Annotated in this window: 17 protein-coding genes; 12 read left to right on the top strand and 5 right to left on the bottom strand. The window is 60.3% G+C overall.

All coding sequences use genetic code 11. The features are described from left to right. The first annotated feature begins 11 nt into the window (after positions 1–11). The 4 genes from PH547_RS07360 (at position 12) to PH547_RS07345 (ending at position 6,882) form a co-directional block, all read left to right on the top strand. A complete protein-coding gene (locus PH547_RS07360) occupies positions 12–1,181 on the top strand; it encodes a glutathionylspermidine synthase family protein (RefSeq protein ID WP_104823702.1) in 1,170 nt (389 codons plus the stop codon). Between the two features lie 235 nt (positions 1,182–1,416). Then, positions 1,417–4,902 carry a carbamoyl-phosphate synthase large subunit gene (carB, locus tag PH547_RS07355; protein WP_104823703.1) on the top strand — a complete coding sequence of 1,162 codons (3,486 nt, stop codon included), beginning with the start codon at positions 1,417–1,419 and terminating at the stop codon, positions 4,900–4,902. Between the two features lie 417 nt (positions 4,903–5,319). Next, positions 5,320–5,796, top strand: a complete 477-nt coding sequence (gene greA / locus PH547_RS07350; RefSeq protein ID WP_028751624.1) for a transcription elongation factor GreA — start codon at positions 5,320–5,322, stop codon at positions 5,794–5,796. 6 nt (positions 5,797–5,802) lie between these two features. Next, complete coding sequence (locus PH547_RS07345) at positions 5,803–6,882, top strand: glycosyltransferase family 4 protein (RefSeq protein ID WP_104823704.1); 1,080 nt, start codon at positions 5,803–5,805, stop codon at positions 6,880–6,882. Positions 6,883–6,891: 9 nt separating this feature from the next. Here the strand turns inward: PH547_RS07345 and PH547_RS07340 are convergent, their stop codons facing one another. The 3 genes from PH547_RS07340 to PH547_RS07330 are packed head-to-tail and all read right to left on the bottom strand — an operon-like array spanning position 6,892 to position 9,204. Continuing rightward, positions 6,892–7,806, bottom strand: coding sequence for a glycosyltransferase family 92 protein (locus PH547_RS07340; protein ID WP_104823705.1), 915 nt, complete (start codon positions 7,804–7,806; stop codon positions 6,892–6,894). Between the two features lie 18 nt (positions 7,807–7,824). Continuing rightward, the gene (locus PH547_RS07335; RefSeq protein ID WP_104823706.1) at positions 7,825–8,733 is read right to left on the bottom strand and encodes a glycosyl transferase; all 909 of its coding nucleotides are present in this window, start codon (positions 8,731–8,733) and stop codon (positions 7,825–7,827) included. A gap of 3 nt (positions 8,734–8,736) precedes the next feature. Next, positions 8,737–9,204: an Lrp/AsnC family transcriptional regulator gene (locus PH547_RS07330; RefSeq protein WP_104823707.1), complete on the bottom strand. Its 468-nt coding sequence runs from the start codon at positions 9,202–9,204 to the stop codon at positions 8,737–8,739. A 241-nt stretch (positions 9,205–9,445) separates the two neighbouring features. Between PH547_RS07330 and trxB the strand changes: the two genes are divergently transcribed. The 6 genes from trxB (at position 9,446) to PH547_RS07300 (ending at position 15,405) form a co-directional block, all read left to right on the top strand. Then, entirely contained in the window at positions 9,446–10,420 is a 975-nt protein-coding gene (trxB, locus tag PH547_RS07325) for a thioredoxin-disulfide reductase (RefSeq protein WP_104823708.1), read from the top strand. 23 nt (positions 10,421–10,443) lie between these two features. Continuing rightward, the gene (locus PH547_RS07320; protein WP_104823709.1) at positions 10,444–11,340 is read left to right on the top strand and encodes a LysR family transcriptional regulator VtlR; all 897 of its coding nucleotides are present in this window, start codon (positions 10,444–10,446) and stop codon (positions 11,338–11,340) included. A 563-nt stretch (positions 11,341–11,903) separates the two neighbouring features. Further along, a complete protein-coding gene (locus tag PH547_RS07315) occupies positions 11,904–12,197 on the top strand; it encodes an ArsR/SmtB family transcription factor (RefSeq protein ID WP_104823710.1) in 294 nt (97 codons plus the stop codon). Position 12,198: 1 nt separating this feature from the next. Next, positions 12,199–13,365: an MFS transporter gene (locus PH547_RS07310; protein WP_260303065.1), complete on the top strand. Its 1,167-nt coding sequence runs from the start codon at positions 12,199–12,201 to the stop codon at positions 13,363–13,365. A gap of 46 nt (positions 13,366–13,411) precedes the next feature. Beyond that, the gene (locus PH547_RS07305; RefSeq protein ID WP_104823712.1) at positions 13,412–14,524 is read left to right on the top strand and encodes an alkene reductase; all 1,113 of its coding nucleotides are present in this window, start codon (positions 13,412–13,414) and stop codon (positions 14,522–14,524) included. An 80-nt stretch (positions 14,525–14,604) separates the two neighbouring features. Then, positions 14,605–15,405, top strand: coding sequence for an aminoglycoside phosphotransferase family protein (locus PH547_RS07300; RefSeq protein WP_104823713.1), 801 nt, complete (start codon positions 14,605–14,607; stop codon positions 15,403–15,405). Positions 15,406–15,414: 9 nt separating this feature from the next. On the opposite strand, the gene PH547_RS07295 is transcribed toward PH547_RS07300, so the two are convergent. Then, positions 15,415–16,389, bottom strand: a complete 975-nt coding sequence (locus PH547_RS07295; protein ID WP_104823714.1) for an NAD-dependent epimerase/dehydratase family protein — start codon at positions 16,387–16,389, stop codon at positions 15,415–15,417. Positions 16,390–16,480: 91 nt separating this feature from the next. On the opposite strand from PH547_RS07295, the gene PH547_RS07290 reads away from it, so the two are divergent. Further along, complete coding sequence (locus tag PH547_RS07290; RefSeq protein WP_104823715.1) at positions 16,481–17,392, top strand: LysR family transcriptional regulator; 912 nt, start codon at positions 16,481–16,483, stop codon at positions 17,390–17,392. Positions 17,393–17,463: 71 nt separating this feature from the next. On the opposite strand, the gene PH547_RS07285 is transcribed toward PH547_RS07290, so the two are convergent. Then, positions 17,464–17,745: a DUF2188 domain-containing protein gene (locus PH547_RS07285; protein ID WP_104823716.1), complete on the bottom strand. Its 282-nt coding sequence runs from the start codon at positions 17,743–17,745 to the stop codon at positions 17,464–17,466. 231 nt (positions 17,746–17,976) lie between these two features. Here PH547_RS07285 and PH547_RS07280 point away from each other — a divergent pair, with 231 nt between their 5' ends. After that, entirely contained in the window at positions 17,977–19,074 is a 1,098-nt protein-coding gene (locus PH547_RS07280; RefSeq protein ID WP_104823717.1) for a calcium:cation antiporter, read from the top strand. Positions 19,075–19,142 lie beyond the last annotated feature (68 nt).

Below are 19,142 nucleotides of genomic sequence, written 5' to 3'. Positions count from 1 at the left end.
GAAATCCGTCAATGAAACGTGTGGTCGTCAGCGAAAGACCAGATTGGCAGGCCGATGCCGAGGCCTGCGGCTTTTCCATCCACTCCATGTACGGCGAGCGCTATTGGGACGAGCGCCATGCCTACGTCTTCACACTGGACGAGATCGAAACCAGGCTCGAGGACCCGTCCGCCACGCTCTTGCAAATGTGCTACGGCGCGGTCGACCGGATCGTTGCCGATGCCGGTCTGATGTCCCGCATGGCGATCCCGCCGGAATATCACGACGCAGTCGTCCGGTCGTGGCGCAACCGGGAGCACGATCTCTATGGCCGCTTCGACCTCGCTTACGGCGGCGACGGACCAGCGAAACTTTTGGAATTCAATGCCGATACCCCCACGAGCCTGTTCGAAAGCGCCGTCTTCCAGTGGCAATGGCTGGAGGACATGAAGGCGCGCGGGGAAATCCCGCGGACCGCCGACCAATTCAACTCGATCCATGAGCGACTGATCGATGCCCTGCGGTTTCTCGCCGGCCCATCCAGACGAATGCATTTCGCCGGCGTTCTGGAATCGGAAGAGGATTTGGTGACACTGAACTACCTCGTCGACTGCGCCGCCCAGGCAGGGTGCGAGACGACGCTGCTCGGCATGGCCGATATCGGCGTCGATGCCAAACATTGGCTGACCGACTTGCAGGATCGGCGCGTCGATTGCCTGTTCAAGCTTTATCCGCTGGAAGACATGGTGCGCGAGCCCTTCGGTCGCCATCTGCCGGCGACGCCGACCAGGGTGATCGAGCCCCTGTGGAAATTGACGCTTTCGAACAAGGGACTGTTGCCGGTTCTATGGGACATGTTCCCCAATCATGAAAATCTGCTTCCCGCCTATTTCGATGACGATCCCCGCGCCGAAACCCTTGGCGAGACATATGTCCGCAAGCCGCTGCTCTCCCGCGAGGGCGCGAATGTAACGCTGGTCAACCATCAGGCGGATGGAGGCAATTATCGGGTCGACGGCCCCTATGGCGCGGAAGGCTATATCAGGCAGGCGCTGCGGCTCCTTCCCCGCTTCGGCGACGACTGGACCGTCATCGGCTCCTGGATCATCGCCGGACAACCGGCCGGCATCGGCATCCGCGAAGACGACACGCCGGTCACACGCGACACCTCGCGCTTTGTGCCACACTATATATTGGATTGATGGATATTCGCGAGGGCGACGGAGTTCCGGCGGTTAAGACCCGCATCGATAGCGCCAAACACTGCAACGACCCTCTCCTCGCGATTCCTGTCGATTCCGCGATTTATGGGGTTCCGTTTACAAATACATTTGCCTATAAGCCGCTTCTAGCCTGAAAAGACATGCCCATGCGCCCCGGCCGGTGATCTCCCACCCTGGCCGGTTTTTCGCGCAACAAAAAAACGGATGTGAGCCCATGCCGAAGCGCCAAGATATCAAATCGATCCTCATTATCGGCGCAGGACCGATTGTCATTGGCCAGGCTTGTGAGTTCGATTATTCCGGCACACAGGCCTGCAAGGCGCTTAGGGAGGAAGGCTACCGCGTCATCCTCGTCAACTCCAACCCGGCAACGATCATGACCGATCCGGGCCTGGCGGACGCGACCTATGTCGAGCCGATCACGCCGGAAGTGGTTGCCAAGATCATCGCCAAGGAGCGCCCGGATGCGCTGCTGCCGACCATGGGCGGCCAGACGGCGCTCAATACGGCGCTTTCGCTGAAGCGCATGGGCGTGCTCGACCGCTACAATGTCGAGATGATCGGCGCCAAGCCCGCCGCCATCGATATGGCCGAAGACCGCGCCCTCTTCCGCGAAGCCATGGCCCGCATCGGCCTCGAAACCCCGCGCTCGATGCTGGCGAATGCCACCGACATCAAGGATGCTGACCGCAAGACGCATGAGGCTGAGCGCACCAAGCTGAAGGCGCAGCTTTCCGGCGGTGAGCTCGACAAAGCGCTGGACGAGCTGGAAAACCAGTGGAACCTCGGCGAAAGCGACCGCAAGCAGCGCTATATGAACCACGCCATGGCGGTCGCCGCCCAGGCGCTTGATCATGTCGGCCTGCCCGCCATCATCCGCCCTTCCTTCACCCTCGGCGGCACCGGCGGCGGCATTGCCTATAACCGCTCGGAATTCTTCGAGATCGTCGGCGGTGGTCTCGATGCTTCGCCGACCACGGAAGTGCTGATCGAAGAATCGGTGCTCGGATGGAAAGAATTCGAGATGGAAGTGGTCCGCGACAAGGCGGACAACTGCATCATCATCTGCTCGATCGAAAACATCGACCCGATGGGCGTTCATACCGGCGATTCGATCACCGTCGCTCCGGCACTGACGCTGACGGACAAAGAATACCAGATCATGCGCAACGCCTCGATCGCGGTGCTGCGCGAGATCGGCGTCGAGACCGGCGGCTCGAACGTGCAGTTCGCAGTCAATCCGAAGGATGGCCGCCTCGTCGTCATCGAAATGAACCCGCGCGTGTCGCGCTCCTCCGCCCTCGCCTCGAAAGCCACCGGTTTCCCGATCGCCAAGGTCGCGGCCAAGCTGGCGATCGGCTATACGCTGGACGAACTTGAAAACGACATCACCGGCGGCGCGACGCCGGCATCCTTCGAACCCTCGATCGATTACGTCGTCACGAAAATTCCGCGCTTCGCCTTCGAGAAATTCCCCGGTGCCTCGCCGGTGCTGACCACCGCGATGAAATCGGTCGGCGAAGTCATGGCGATCGGCCGCACCTTCGCGGAATCGCTGCAGAAGGCGCTTCGCGGCCTGGAAACAGGCCTCACCGGTCTCGATGAGATCGAAATTCCCGGCACCGAAGAGGGCGAAGGCAGCCAGAACGCCATCCGCGCCGCCATCGGCACCCCCACTCCCGACCGCCTTCGCATGGTCGCCCAGGCACTGCGCCTCGGCATGTCGCCCGAAGAGGTGCATGAAGGTTGCAAGATCGACCCGTGGTTCATCGCCCAATTCAAGGCGATCGTCGACATGGAAGCCCGCATCCGCGAACATGGCCTGCCGGAAGATGCTGCCAACCTGCGCATGCTGAAGGCCATGGGCTTCTCGGATGCGCGCCTCGCCACGCTGACAGGCAAACGCCCGAAGGAAGTTGCCGAACTGCGCAACGGCTTGAACGTCCGTCCGGTCTTCAAGCGCATCGACACCTGCGCCGCCGAGTTCGCCTCGCCGACCGCTTATATGTATTCGACCTATGAGACGCCCTTCGTCGGTGCTGCCCGCACGGAAGCGCAGGTTTCCGATCGCAAGAAGGTCGTCATCCTCGGCGGCGGTCCGAACCGCATCGGCCAGGGGATCGAATTCGACTATTGCTGCTGCCACGCCGCCTTCGCCCTGAAGGATGCCGGCTATGAAGCGATCATGATCAATTGCAACCCGGAAACCGTCTCGACCGACTACGATACTTCGGACCGGCTCTATTTCGAGCCGCTGACCGCCGAAGACGTGATCGAGATCCTCAAGGCGGAACAGGAGAATGGCGAGCTGGTCGGCGTCATCGTCCAGTTCGGCGGCCAGACGCCGCTGAAGCTCGCCGAAGCGCTGGAAAAGAACGGCATCCCGATCCTCGGCACCGCGCCGGACGCGATCGACCTTGCCGAAGACCGCGACCGCTTCCAGAAGCTGCTGATGAAGCTCGATCTCAACCAGCCGAACAATGGCATAGCCTATTCCGTCGAGCAGGCTCGCCTCGTTGCCGGCGAAATCGGCTTCCCGCTCGTTGTGCGCCCGTCCTACGTGCTCGGCGGCCGCGCCATGCAGATCATTCATTCCGAAAGCATGCTGCAGACCTATCTTCTCGACACCGTGCCGGAACTGGTGCCGGAAGATATCAAGGCGCGCTATCCGAACGACAAGACCGGCCAGATCAACACCCTGCTTGGCAAGAACCCGCTGCTGTTCGACAGTTATCTCACCAACGCCATCGAAGTCGACGTCGACTGCCTCTCCGACGGCACCGACGCCTACATTGCCGGGATCATGGAGCATATCGAAGAGGCCGGCATTCACTCCGGCGACTCGGCCTGCTCGCTGCCGCCGCGCACACTGTCACCCGCCATGATTGATGAGCTGGAGCGCCAGGCGAAGGCCATGGCCAAGGCGCTGAACGTCGGCGGCTTGATGAACGTGCAGTTCGCCATCAAGGACGACACCGTCTACGTACTCGAAGTCAACCCGCGCGCTTCGCGCACCGTGCCTTTCGTCGCCAAGACCATCGGCGCGCCGATCGCCAAGATCGCCGCCCGCGTCATGGCCGGCGAAAAGCTGGATGCGACCTTCGCCGCCTATGGCGAAAAGCCCGATCCGCGCAAGCTGAAGCACATCGCCGTCAAGGAAGCCGTCTTCCCCTTTGCCCGCTTCCCGGGCGTCGACACCCTGCTGGGCCCGGAAATGCGCTCGACCGGCGAAGTCATCGGCCTGGATACGGATTTCGCGCTGGCTTTCGCCAAGTCGCAGCTTGGCGCCGGTGTCGAGTTGCCGCGCGACGGAACGGTCTTCGTTTCTGTCCGCGACGACGACAAGCCGCGTGTCCTGCCAGCCATCCGCATGTTGACCGAGCTGGGCTTCAAGGTGCTCGCAACCGGCGGCACGCAGCGTTACCTGGCCGAAAACGGCATCGAGGCGACGAAGATCAACAAGGTTCTGGAAGGCCGTCCGCATATCGAGGATGCCATCCGCAACCGCCAGGTCCAGCTCGTCATCAACACGACCGACAGCAACAAGGCGATCTCGGACTCGAAGTCGCTTCGCCGCGCGACGCTGATGCAGAAGGTGCCCTATTACACCACCATGGCCGGTGCGGAAGCCGCCGCCATGGCGATCAAGGCACTGAAGGCCGGCAACCTCGAAGTCCGGCCTCTGCAGAATTATTTCTGAGAACTGCTCGGGATGACGGAGCCAGAATAACGGCTTCGTCATCTTTGTTTAACGCACGCTCCCCTCGTCAGTGAGGAGACGCACGCTATGGCTTTAGCTTCAAGAAAGACTGCCGCGCCGAGCCAGGCGTTGGGACAACCGCCTATTATTTCCAACGGTACAACCTAAATCCACGGCTGCGGTTGGCGTCGTCCGTCGCCGCCAAACTGCCGGTCGATGGGTGCCTGAAATCAGGCTTCCGCAAGTATCGGCCAAGACCAGCCTTGCCATAAGTCACCGAATTTTCTGGAAATCGGCCTTCGCAATCTGCTATAGATGACAGAATAATGGCTCTGTATGGTTCCGAAGTACCGCTTCGGGACCTGTTTTCTTTTTGTGTCTGCGACAGAGCAACGCAGGGAGTGAAGGACAAGAAAAATGGTTGAAAAGGTACCGATGACGCAGAACGGGTTCGTCAAGCTGCAGGAAGAACTGCGCTGGCGTCAGCAGGAAGAGCGCCCGCGAATCATCGAGGCAATTTCGGAAGCCCGCGCCCATGGCGACCTCTCCGAAAATGCCGAGTACCATGCCGCCAAGGAGGCCCAAAGCCACAACGAGGGCCGCATCACCGAGCTTGAAGACCTGACGGCGCGCGCCGAAGTCATCGACCTCACCAAGATGTCCGGTTCGAAGATCAAGTTCGGCGCCAAGGTGAAGCTCGTCGACGAGGACACCGAAGAAGAGAAGATCTACCAGATCGTCGGCGACCAGGAAGCCGATGTGAAGGCCGGCCGCATCTCCATCTCCTCCCCGATCGCCCGTGCGCTGATCGGTAAGGAGGTTGGCGATTCGATCGAGGTTAACGCGCCCGGCGGCGCCAAGGCCTACGAAATCCTCTCCGTCTCCTGGGGTTGATCGCCCGTGCGCGATCGCGACGCATCGCATTCAAGCGATCTCAGCGAAATCGAGGTCATCGCGACGAACTTCAAACGCCGGCTCTCCGGCGTTACCTCGACGATCGTGCAATTGATCCCGAAACAGCTCGAACTCGGCTGCCATATCGCCACGCTCGGGCCAGGGCTGCCGGAAGACCTGCCGAAGCTTGGCTGGGCGCGGATACCCGGCCTCTGGATGAAGCCGCGCCGCCACCGTGTTCGTGTCTGGCATGCCCGCCGCAACAACGAGATGCTGGTCGGGCTGTTGTTGCGCTCCGTGCTGCGCATGCCGCTGAAGCTGGTCTTCACCTCGGCAGCTCAGCGCCGGCACACTGCCTACACGCGCTGGCTGATCCGCCGCATGGACGCCGTGATCGCCACCAGCGCGCGCTCCGGCAGCTTTTTGCAGGTGCCGCACACGGTCATCCAGCACGGCATCGACCTGAAGATGTTTCATCCGCCGGAAGTGCCGCATGATCGCATGGCCTCCACCGGTCTGCCCGGCACCTATCTGATCGGCTGCTTCGGCCGCGTTCGCCACCAGAAGGGGACGGATCTCTTCGTCAAGGCGATGATCGAGCTTCTGCCGCGCTATCCGGACTGGACCGCCGTCGTCTGTGGCCGGGTAACTGCGGAGCATCGCGGCTTCGGCGACGAATTGGTGAAGATGGTAGCCGCCGCCGGCCTCACCGATCGCATCCGCTTTCTCGGTGAAGTCGACGATATCAGGCCCTGGTATCGACGCGCGACGCTGTATGTCGCCCCTTCCCGCAATGAAGGCTTCGGCCTGACGCCGCTGGAGGCCATGGCCTCACGCACCGCCGTCGTCGCCTCCGACGCGGGCGCTTATGCCGAATTGATCGTACCCGGAGAAACCGGCGCGATCGTACCCGCCGGCGATGGCGAAGCGCTGACGAAAGCGATCGACTTCTATCTCGCCAATCCCGAAGAAGCGCTCAGCCAAGGGGAAAACGCAGTGCGTCACGTACGTAGCGAGTTCGCCTTGGAAAAGGAAGCGACAGCGATCGGCGACATCTATCGGCAATTGCTCGGCGGCGCCCGCTGAAGCGAGGGCCTATTGGCCGAGATCGATGCGGTTGCGCTCGACGAAATCGATCATCGCCCGGTCCTCGACCAGATCTTTCTCAATGCTTTTGACGATCGACAAGACCTTGTCCCGGTACTTGGTCGGCGAGGCATCGTAGGTCCATCCGCGCGCCAGCTTGGCCATCAGCTCTTCACGGGATTTGGTGTAGTAGTGATTGAGTTGCAGGAACCGGTTCGAATAGAAATCCGGCGATTTCCGTGCGCGGCGCGTGAAACGCTTTCCGGCATCATTCGCCGTCAGATCGCCGAATGATCGCGTCTGAAACTGATGCACCGTGACTTCCGTCACCTCGCAGGGATCAACGATGCATTTGAAATTGCTGACATTTTCCTTGTTCGTCATCGGATCGGCACCGCGCATCGTGTAGTTCAGCGCCAGCGGACCGTCGGGCCGCTTCTCGTGACCGCTCGTCGCGAACATATGCCATGGCAACGAGACATTTGGAAAATCGCCGACTGCCGCTAGCGCCTCCTCGACCGTTCGCCCTTCCTTCGGCAACAGGAATTCGTCGACATCGATGAAGGCCATCCAGCGATATGCGCCGCCGAAATTGAGGATGGCGTGGGCGAAGACGATGACCTGACCGTTCAGGGGCGCCCCCGTGGTTGCATCGGTCATACGTCCGATCCAAGGGATGATCGTCAGCGTGTCGGCATCGAGGAGGCCACGTAGAATAGCGAGGGTCTCGTCCGTCGAGCCATTGTCATAGATATAGAAGTGACGAATGCCGACAGCTTGGTGGAAGCGTATCCATTCCTCGATATAGCGCGCCTCATCCTTGACGCAAACGGCAATCGCGATGCCGTGTCGGCCCGCCTGCGGCTTCGGCGGATCGATTGTAAGCCGCTTCGCATCCGATATCTTGGGCTTCAACCAACCCATGCGTCCGTTCCCCGCAACTCAGATCGTCGATACCGCGGCAAACCGCGCATCGTAGCCAAATCCGTGCTTCAATAGCGCCGAAACCGGCGAATAATTGACAAACGTCACGCCTCGCTCCGACGCGATTTCCTTTGCCAGAACAAAATGCTCAAGAATGCGGTCTTCGGCCTGGGCAATGCCAGAAAAGGCGGTCTCGTCGCTGGTCTCATAAAACCGGGGCTCACCGGCATTGGAAATATCGATACCGAGAAAGCCGATCGTTCGGGGCGAGCAATAAAGCGCGAACTGCAGCGCCGATACCGCGACCGAGCCACCCTGGAAAACACCGCGATCCGGCGCGAAGGAAAATCCGGCGGAGCCCGTTGCGTTGAGCCGCACGAAATCGAGCCTTCTGATGTCATCGATGGAGCGGCGGCGCACGCCGTAAGGCTTGCGGATATCGTCGATCAGGATGATCGTCTTATCCGCCAGCCAACGGCTGTCAAATTCCGAGATCGCCCGCAGCACGGCGACCGAAAACAGGCAAATCGTATCGGACGTGATCCTGCGCCGCATCATCTCGGAATGCCGCCAGACGAAACGCTCGTCCTCAACGGCGATGGCAAGCGGCGCGGCAATCTGCTCATCGATCAACCCGATAGCGCCGTTCAGCAGGATCGCGCTGCCCTTCTCAAGTCCGGTCAGATCGCAGTCGCGGATCGATGGGCCGGAGCCGACGATATGGATGATTTGACCGGACTGTTTGCGCAGCCGGTCGATGGGAGAAAGGGCCGCGACCTTGGCACGTCGGTAATAGACCTCGCCTACCCCGTTTGCCCGCACGATGTTGAGCCCTGGAAACCAGTCCTGCGCATGGGCGCGCGAACCGCCGAGCAGCAAGCGCGCACCCGTCTTGATCAACGATCGGTGCCAGGGGCGGTCCGCCATATCCTAGAGCTCCACCAGCCCGAGTTTCTTCACCTGCCGGATGGTCAGCATGGTGCGCACCGTATCGACATGCTCGTTCGCCGTCAGCACCTCGATGACGAAATCCTGGAACCGGGTGAGGTTTTCGGCGACGCAATGCAGCAGGAAATCGCTGTCGCCGGAAACCATCCATGCCTGCCGCACGAGCGGCCACTCGGCTGTCACAGCGGCGAAGGCTTTGAGATTGGCCTCCGACTGATGCTTGAGACCGACCATGCAGAAGGCAACGAGATCGAAGCCGAGCTTTGGGCTGTTCAGCATCGCATGGTAGCCCTCGATGACGCCGGCCTCCTCCAGCTTGCGCACCCGGCGCAGACAGGGCGGCGCGGAGATGCCGACGCGATCGGCGAGTTCGACATTGGTCATGCGCCCGTCGCGCTGGAGTTCCCGCAAGATCTTGATATCGATGGCGTCGAGTTCAGCCCGCAGCACTTTTCTTGCCTTTCTTTAATTCCCAACCGGCAGCTTCTATATAAAGCGCGAAAATACGCAAGAAAGTTTCCCGCGCGTGACCGAATCTTACACAAAGCAGATTTGCTCTGTTAGTAATGCAAGGCTGCCCTTGAATAAATGCATGCGACAATCATAAATGAGGCGGCGGATCGTGAAATCGCCTGCTTTTGCCCGTTTGAAGCCGCGGCTTCCCGAAGCGCTTAGATTGAAAGGACTACACATGCCTGCCCGCCATACCAAGGTGCTCATCATCGGTTCCGGCCCCGCCGGCTATACGGCCGCCGTTTATGCCGCGAGAGCCATGCTGAAGCCGGTTCTGATCGCCGGCCTCGAACAGGGCGGCCAGCTTATGATCACCACGGATGTCGAAAACTATCCGGGCTTTGCCGATCCGATCCAGGGCCCGTGGCTGATGGAACAGATGCTGCTGCAGGCCCAGCATGTCGGCGCGGAAATCGTCAACGATCTCGTCACCGAAGTCGATACCACCAAGCGCCCCTTTGTCGCGCGCACCGACAGCGGTCAGGTCTGGACCGCCGACACGCTGATCATCGCGACCGGCGCCAAGGCCAAATGGCTGGGCATCGAGAGCGAACAGCATTTCCAGGGCTTTGGCGTTTCCGCCTGCGCCACCTGCGACGGCTTCTTCTATCGTAATAAGGATGTGATCGTGGTCGGCGGCGGCAACAGCGCCGTCGAGGAAGCGCTCTATCTCTCCAATATCGCCAAGTCGGTCACCGTCGTGCATCGCCGCGATTCGTTCCGCGCCGAAAAGATCCTGCAGGAGCGCCTGTTCGCCAAGGCAAACGTCAAGGTTCTCTGGAATACCGAGGTTGCCGAAATCACCGGCACGCCGGCCAAGCCGCCGATGCCGCCGTCGGTTTCCGGCGCACGCCTGCGCGACACCCGCACGGGCGTCGTCACCGACGTAACGATAGACGGCGTGTTTGTCGCCATCGGCCACGCACCGGCAACGGAACTCTTCAAGGGCAAATTGAAGCTCAAGGACAATGGCTATCTCTGGACTGCACCCGATTCGACTGCGACCAACGTCGAAGGCATCTATGCCGCCGGTGATGTGACCGACGATACGTTCCGGCAGGCGATCACGGCAGCAGGGATGGGCTGCATGGCGGCGCTTGAGGCGGAACGCTACTTGACCGGGCATATGCCCGTCGCCGTAGCTGCGGAGTGATGCAGCCGATGAGGGGAAACGGCATGCCATTGGATTGGGACAAGCTGCGTATCTTTCACGCGGCTGCCGAAGCGGGCTCGTTCACGCACGCGGCGGATAAATTGCATCTGTCCCAATCCGCCATCAGCCGCCAGGTCAGCGCGCTCGAGCAGGACGTCGGCATCAAGCTGTTCCACCGCCACGCACGCGGCCTGATCCTGACCGAACAGGGCGAATTGCTGTATCGCACCGCGCATGACGTTCTCTTGAAGCTCGAAACGGTCAAGATGCAATTGACCGAAACGACCGATAAGCCGAGCGGCAAGCTGCGCGTGACGACGACCGTCGGCCTCGGCCAGGGCTGGCTGACCGACAAGATCCAGGAATTCCTACAGCTTTATCCCGACATGTCGATCCAGCTCATCCTCGACAATGAGGAGCTGGACGTGAACATGCGCCATGCGGACTGCGCCATCCGACTGCGCCAGCCGCAGCAATCGGACTTGATCCAGCGCAAGCTCTTCACCGTCCATATGCATGTCTACGCCGCCCCCTCCTACATCAACCGCTATGGCGAACCGCAGTCGGTGGAGGCTCTGGACGAGCATCGCATCATCAGTTTCGGCGAACCGGCGCCGAACTATTTGCTCGACGTCAATTGGCTGGAGATTGCCGGCCGCTCGTCGGACAACAAGCGCGTTCCACATCTGCAGATCAACAGCCAGACGTCGATCAAGCGCGCCTGCCTGCTCGGTATCGGCATCGCCGTACTGCCGGACTACATCGTCGGCCGCGATCCGGGCCTTATTCAGCTTGCGATCAATGCCGACGTGCCGTCCTTCGACACCTATTTCTGCTATCCCGACGAAATGAAAAACGCCGCCAAGCTCAAGGTTTTTCGGGATTTCATCGTCGCCAAGGCACGGAACTGGAACTTTTAGTTGAGCTAAGACTCTGTGTTACAAGCGTTTTTTGCCGTAATATATCTGTCACGCGTATGACGCATGGCTGATATGCACAAAACAGAGTTGAAGCCTGCCCAATTAACTACCATATCGCACATAGCTGATGCATATGGTGGCTTTTCCTCCCAGTTCCACCGCATTGGCTGTTCCCCTCTGGAGGTTTTTAACCTTCATACCTATAGGGCCCTGGTTGTTACCGGTGGCCCTTTTTTTTGCCCTTTTTCAGCAGAGGCCGCAAACGCATAACTGCCATGCACAAAAAAGCATTGCGCACTGCACAAATTAGCATCATACCGCACATAGCTGATGCACATGGTGGCTTTTCCTCCCAGTTCCACCGCAGCAGCTGTTCCCCTCTGGAGGTTTTTGACCTTCACACCTATAGGGCCCTGGTTATTCCGGTGGCCCTCTTTTTTTGCCCAAATTCTAAGCATGCCCACGAAGCGCATTGCATAAAATAATTTGCTGCGCCGCATCTTGATATATCGAAAATCGACGATACATGAATCGTTAATTTTCGATATTCAGCCGGTGACGTCATGGATAGAACTGAGATACTAAAGGCCTTGGCCCATCCCGCCAGGCTCGAAATCCTCAATCAGCTCAAAGATCCGCACGCCCATTTTCCGACCCAGGAACATCCGCTGGAGCTGGGTGTCTGCGCCAGCCAGTTCGAGCGCTGCGGCCTATCGCAATCCACCGTTTCCGCCCATCTCGGCACATTGCATCGCGCTGGCTTGGTGACCACCAAGCGCCTCGGCCAGTGGATTTTTTATAAGCGCAACGAAGAAACCATCGCCGAATTCCTTGCCACTCTTCAGAAGGAACTTTGAGATGCCGCTCGCCCTCCTTGTCCTGGCGTTGAGCTCCTTTGCCATCGGAACGACTGAATTCGTCATCATGGGCCTGCTGCCCGAAGTTGCCACTGATCTGTCCATCAGCATCCCGCAAGCCGGCTGGCTGGTGACCGGCTATGCGCTGGCGGTGGCGATCGGTGCGCCGATCATGGCCATCGCCACGGCGCATCTGCGCCGCCGCTCAACGTTGATCATGTTGATGGGCTTCTTCATCCTCGGCAACCTGCTCTGTGCCATCGCACCCGGCTATTGGGTCCTGATGATCGCCCGCATCGTCACCGCGCTTTGTCATGGTGCCTTCTTCGGCATCGGTTCGGTTGTCGCCGCAAGCCTCGTCACTGAGGACCGCAAGGCTCGCGCCCTCGCATTGATGTTCACCGGTCTGACGCTTGCCAATGTGCTCGGTGTGCCGCTCGGCACCGCATTGGGCCACGCTTTCGGCTGGCATGCGCCCTTCTGGATAATCACCCTGCTGGGCGTCGCCTCGCTTATCGGCCTGGTGCTTGTCCTGCCAAAAGGAGAAGAAGTCCGCCAGGACAGTCTTGCCCGCGAACTCTTGGCGCTACGCGGTCTCGGCCTATGGCTGTCGCTGCTGACAACGGTGTTTTTCGCCGCAGCCATGTTCACCCTGTTCACGTATATTGCGCCGCTGCTGCGCCAAATCACCGGCGTTTCGCCGCGATGGGTATCTTTGACGCTGCTATGGATGGGCATCGGCCTGACCATCGGCAATCTCATCGGCGGCAAGCTTGCGGACTGGCGTCTGGGCACCACGCTTGCCAGCACCTTCGCGGCAATCGCGCTGACCTCGGCCATATTCAGCATCACCAGCCATTCCTTCGTCCCAGCCGAGATCACCCTCTTCCTCTGGGCTGCGGCAAACTTCGCCGCAGTGCCGGCGCTGCAGATCAACGTCGTCGGTTTCGGCAAGGATGCGCCGAACCTGGTGTCGACCATCAATATCGGCGCCTTCAATACCGGCAATGCACTCGGGGCTTGGGTCGGTGGCGTCGTCATCGATACCGGCTTCTCGCTGTCGCATGTGCCGCTGGCCGGTGCCGCGATGGCTCTCCTCGGCCTTGCCACCGTGGCGTTGATCTTCGCGACGGTCAGAGCGAAGAGCGCCGCACCCGCCTCCTCCTAAGCTTTTCTTTCAACACTTCACCCCGGACAACAAGAAAGGACCTCCCATGGCCAAACTCTTTGAACCGACTAAGCTTGGCGATATCTCCCTCGCCAACCGCATCGTCATGGCGCCGCTAACGCGCAATCGTTCTCCGAATGCGGTGCCGAACGATTTGAACGTCAAATACTACGCCCAGCGCGCCACAGCCGGCCTCATCATCACCGAAGCGACCGCCATCACCCATCAGGGCCAGGGTTATGCCGACGTGCCCGGTCTCTACACCCGGGAAGCCCTCGACGGCTGGAAGAAAGTGACCGACGCCGTGCATGCAAACGGCGGCAAGATCGTCGTGCAGATGTGGCACGTCGGCCGTATCTCCCATACGACGCTGCAGCCGAACGGCGGCAAGCCCGTCTCCTCCACCTCCAAGCGCGCCAACAATGCCAAGACCTATCTGGTCAACAGCGACGGTAGCGACGGATTTACCGATGTCTCCGAACCCCGCGCCCTTGAGACCTCGGAAATTCCGGGAATCATCGAGGATTATCGCAAGGCCGCCCGCGCCGCGATCGAAGCCGGTTTTGACGGTGTCGAAATCCACGGCGCCAACGGCTATCTCATCGACCAGTTCCTGCGCGCCGATGTGAACGATCGTACCGACCAGTATGGCGGCTCGATCGAAAACCGCGCCCGTTTCCTCTTCGAAGTCGTGGATGCCGTGACCAAGGAAGTCGGCGCCGGACGCACTGCGATCCGCGTCTCGCCGGTAACGCCGTCGGGCGATTCCAGCGATCCTCACCCGCAGGCCCTCTTTACCTACGTCGTCGAAGGTCTGGCGAAATATGGTCTCGCCTATGTCCACATCGTCGAAGGCCAGACCGGCGGCGCGCGCGACTTCCTGCCCTTCGACTATGACGCGCTGCACGCTGCCTATAAGGCTGCAGGCGGCAAGTCTGCCTGGATGCTCAACAACGGCTACAATCGCGACATGGCGATCGAAGCGGTCGAAAGCGGCAAGGCCGACGTCGTTGCCTTCGGCAAGCCGTTCATCTCCAACCCGGACCTCGTTCGCCGGCTGAAGGAAAACGCCTCCCTCACCGCGCTGAACCAGGCAACGCTCTATGGCGGCGGCGCAAACGGCTACGCCGACTACCCGACGCTGGACGAAGTGGCTTAACTTCCGCCGCTCCGATCATGACGGAAAATCCCGCTGCGAGGCGGGATTTTCTTTTTGGCGACAGCCGTTAGAGTACCCGTATGTTTGATCCCTATCTCAACCGTTGGTCGCTCACGCCGGATGGCAACGCGATCATCACCCGTTCCAGCCATCTCCTGCCGGTCCTCTGGCGCGGCCTGCCCGCCATGCTGAAGGTCGCCCTCGATATTGACGAGAAGCTCGGCAGCCAGGTCCTGCGCTGGTGGGACGGCGACGGCGCCGCGCATGTCTATGAACACGACAGCGACGCTGCGCTTTTGGAACGGTCGACCGGACCGGGCTCGCTGCTGACGATGGCAATGGAAGGCGGTGATGACGAAGCAAGCCGGATCATCTGCCGCACGGCCGCAAAGCTTCACGCACCGCGCGCGACACCGTTGCCGGATCTTGTCCCGCTGGATCTCTGGTTCCGCGAGTTGGAGCCGGCGGCCCGTGCCCATGGCGGTCTTCTTGCCACCTGCGCCGAGATTGCCCGTCACCTGCTTGCCGATCAACGCGATCTCACCGTGCTGCACGGCGACATCCACCACGAGAATATCATGGATTTCGGTCCTCGCGGCTGGCTCGCCATCGACCCGAAGCGTGTTCATGGCGAACGCGGTTACGATTTCGCCAATACCTTCTGCAATCCGGAACTCCCCATCGTCACCGCTCCCGGTCGCCTGCAGCGGCAATTGCCGATCGTCTGCACCGAAGCAAGACTGGAACCGAAGCGGATGCTGCAATGGATCGTCGCCTATGCCGGCCTCTCCGCCGCCTGGTTCCTCAGCGACGGCGATAGCAGGAATGCCGAGTCGGATTTTATCGTCGCCAGGATAGCGTTGGCCGAACTCCGGACCTGACAACGTTTCTCATCGTGCCGGCAGACAGCCGAGTGCCATGAGGCTCGTCTTCACCGCCTCGTCGATCGGAGTATGCGGCTCCTCGCCGAGCACAGCCAGCAGCCTGTCATTCCTCATCTGCAGCGGCACTTTCCAGAGATAGCGCATTTCACGCAACTCCTTCATCAGCGGCACGAAAGGAGCGGCAAGCGGCAGTATCCACCAAGGAAAGGATTTCGCTTTCACTTTATGTCCGACTGCCCGCTCGACCGAGCCGATCATCTGCCGGCCGTCACCATCCCAATGGCCGCGCATGTGATAGACAGCGAAGGCCGGAAGCGCATCGCCTCTCTCGATCAGGCGGATCATCGTTTCCGCGACATCGGGCAGATAGGCCCATTGATGGCCGATGCCCGCCCTTCCCGGGTTGGTCACCGATGTCACTGGTTTGCCGGGTTTGACAATGCCCTGCGAGAACCAGCTATTGGTGCCATGCCCACCGAAGAAATCCCCGGCGCGGAGAATGATGATCGGCGTGCCGGCCTCCGCCGCGACCTTCAGCCGCCGCTCCATTTCGACGCGGATCGCACCCTTGCGTGTCTGCGGATGCTGCGGGCTGTCCTCGGTCACATCGGGAAGGACATCCGGCCCAAAATTGTAGACCGTGCCCGGCAGGACGATCCGCGCGCCGACTGCCTTCGCCGCTGCGATCGTGCCATCGAGCATCGGCAGGACCAGTTGCCCCCAATTGCGATAGCCGGGCGGGTTGACGGCATGCACGATCAGCTCGACACCCGTCGCCGCCTTCAACACATCGCTCGCCTGCATCGCATCGCCTTGCACCCAATCGAAGCCGGGCTCCCGGCGTGCAGCCGCGGCTGCGTTGCGGTTCAGCGCCCGGATGCGCCAGCCGCGGGCGGCAAGGCCGCGGGCAACGGCGCCGCCGATGCCGCCAGTGGCACCCAATATCAGAGCCGTCTTTCCATTGTTCATCTGCTCGGTCATCGTCATCTCCATCGATTTGATGGTGTGACTATGCCGCGCAACTTCGATAAACGAAATTGCCGAAAAATCTGGATATGATATACAAAAATATATGACGACATCGGAACCAAGCTGGGATTTCTATCGCACCTTCCTCGCCGTACTCCGCCACGGCTCGCTTTCGGCTGCCGCCCGGGATCTCGGTCTGACCCAGCCGACCATCGGCCGTCATATCGACGCGCTGGAAGAAACCGTCGGCGCCGAGCTTTTCACGCGCTCGCAACAAGGCCTTCTTCCGACGGACGCTGCCCTCGCCCTCCGACCCTATGCGGAAACGTTGGCCAGCACGACCGCCGCCCTACTCCGCGTCGCTTCCGGTGCACACGATAGGGTCAGCGGCACCGTGCGCATCAGCGCCAGCGAGGTCATCGGCGTGGAAGTATTGCCGCCGATCCTGGCTGGGCTGCAGGCCGCGCATCCCGATCTTGTCATCGAACTCTCCGCCTCGGATGCGGTGGAGGACTTGTTGCTGCGAGAAGCGGATATCGCGGTGCGCATGGTCGCGCCCACGCAGGATGCCCTGTTGGCCCGCCGTATCGGCACCATCTCCCTCGGCTTGTTCGCCCATCGCAATTATCTGGAGCTATACGGCGAGCCCAAAAGCATCGGTGAGTTGCGCCATCACAAGCTGATCGGTTTCGACCGACAGACCGCTTACATCCGCACGATGTTGAAGCGCTATCCCATGCTGGACGGCATCTCTTTTGCCTTCAAGTCGGATAACAGCATCGCTCTGCACAACGCGTTGCGCGCTGGCATCGGCATCAGCTTCTACCAAATGCCGCTTGCGAAAAGGGATGAGGATCTTGTCCGGCTGCTGCCCGAAATCGAGTTACCGCTCGACACCTGGGTCGCCATGCATGAGAATCTGAAGGCGTCACCGCGCTGCCGCGTGACGTTCGATGCACTGGTGAGCGGATTGCTGGACTACGTCAAAACCGACACAGAGCAGAAAAGATCATGACGACGAGCAATCCGGTTGAACTCGTGCTGTGTGATCCCGATTGGCCGGCAGCTTTACGCAGGCCATAACGTTTAGGCGCCGGGAGCCGTATCGACAGGCGGGAAACGGACCTTACCGTCGACAACCTCAGTTTCCGGTCGGTCGCCGCCATCGGTATATTCTTCGTGCCATTTTCCACGCTCGTCCTGCCAACTGATCTCGGCCGAATCGCCGCCGACCTGCTGCTCGGCCGCCACGATCCTGGCCGCCTCCACTGCTTCGGAATGAGTCGGAAATGCCTCGGAATAGACGTCGCCGAAACGATATGCCCATCCTCCATCATGTGGCACAATTTCGTAAGTGACCTTGACCATTCACAGCCTCCTTCTCATCTGCCAAGACCTTCGGATCCGAGTACTACCCGGCAGGACCGCGGTCCATCTGAGACGATTTGCAAGGATGCCGCGATATTGGGTTGGGCAGACCGATCGAGATAGTATTCCATTAAACGGCGCGGACTGCAAATCTTGTCATCTCCGCGCATGCTTGATGTGCGAAATCATTGATTTAGACTGAGAAAGTGAATCCGTGCGAAAGGTGAGGACTTGGCAATATCGAGCTGGCTGAAGCAGGAAAAGTTCCTGATCATCGCGTTTGCAATCGCTGTAATCGCCTATCTCGGTGAGCATACGTTGCTAGAAATGGGGCGGATCGCATCCCTGTTGGCCGCCGTCGCATTGATTGCAACCATCGTACTTGTCTCGATGCGCGTTGCCCACCACGCCGAGATTCTGGCGACGAAAGTCGGCGATCCTTATGGCACGATGATCCTGACGCTGTCGGCCGTCGCCGTCGAAGTGATCATGCTGGCAATCCTGATGGGCGGCGAAAGCTCGCCGACGCTGGTGCGCGATACGATCTATTCCGCCGTCATGCTCGACATCAACGGCATCCTTGGCCTTGCGGCGCTGATCGGCGGCCTGAAGCACGGCGAGCAGCCCTATAACGACGATTCCGGCAAGACTTACGGTGTCATGATCCTAACGGCCATGGGCATTTCGATGATCGTGCCGGAGTTCATCCCCGATGTGAAATGGCACTATTACTCCGCCTTCACCATCGTGGCGATGATCGCGCTCTACGGCCTCTTCCTGCGCATGCAGGTCGGTCAGCACAGCTATTTCTTCAGCTACAGCTATCCGCGCGCCGAGAAGAAACATGGCGCGCATGAGGATCATCATGGCGAAGATGCCACTGCGATCTCCATCGTCACGATCCTGATCGGCGTCGTGCTGATCGGCGGGCTTGCCGAGTTCATGTCAGCCTTCATGGATGTCGGTCTAAGGGATAGCGGCGCGCCGCCCGCGATCGCGGCCATTGTGGTCGCCGCCATTTCCGCCGCCCCCGAAATCCTGACCGCACTGCGCGCGGCACTACGAAACCGCATGCAGGCGACTATCAACATCGCCATGGGCGCCTCGCTCTCGACTGTCATCCTGACCGTGCCGGTCATGGAGGCGATCGCGCTCTATACCGGCCAGCCCTTCATCATGGCCATGTCGCCGGTACAGACCGTGATGATCATGATCACCTTGATTGCCGCCGCGATCAATCTCAACGACGGCGAGACCAATGCCATTGAAGGGATGACCCACTTCATCCTCTTCGCCACCTTCATCATGCTGACGGGATTGGGGCTTTGAGCCTGATTTCAATGACTTGCACCGACAGGCGGACTCAAATTGCGAAGCGCTTGAATCAGTTGATGAAC

This window comes from Rhizobium cerradonense, assembly GCF_030182455.1.
In the GTDB taxonomy this organism is placed as follows: domain Bacteria; phylum Pseudomonadota; class Alphaproteobacteria; order Rhizobiales; family Rhizobiaceae; genus Rhizobium.
The sequence above is the reverse complement of the archived record's forward strand: the minus strand, read 5'-3'. Positions and strand labels throughout refer to the sequence as shown.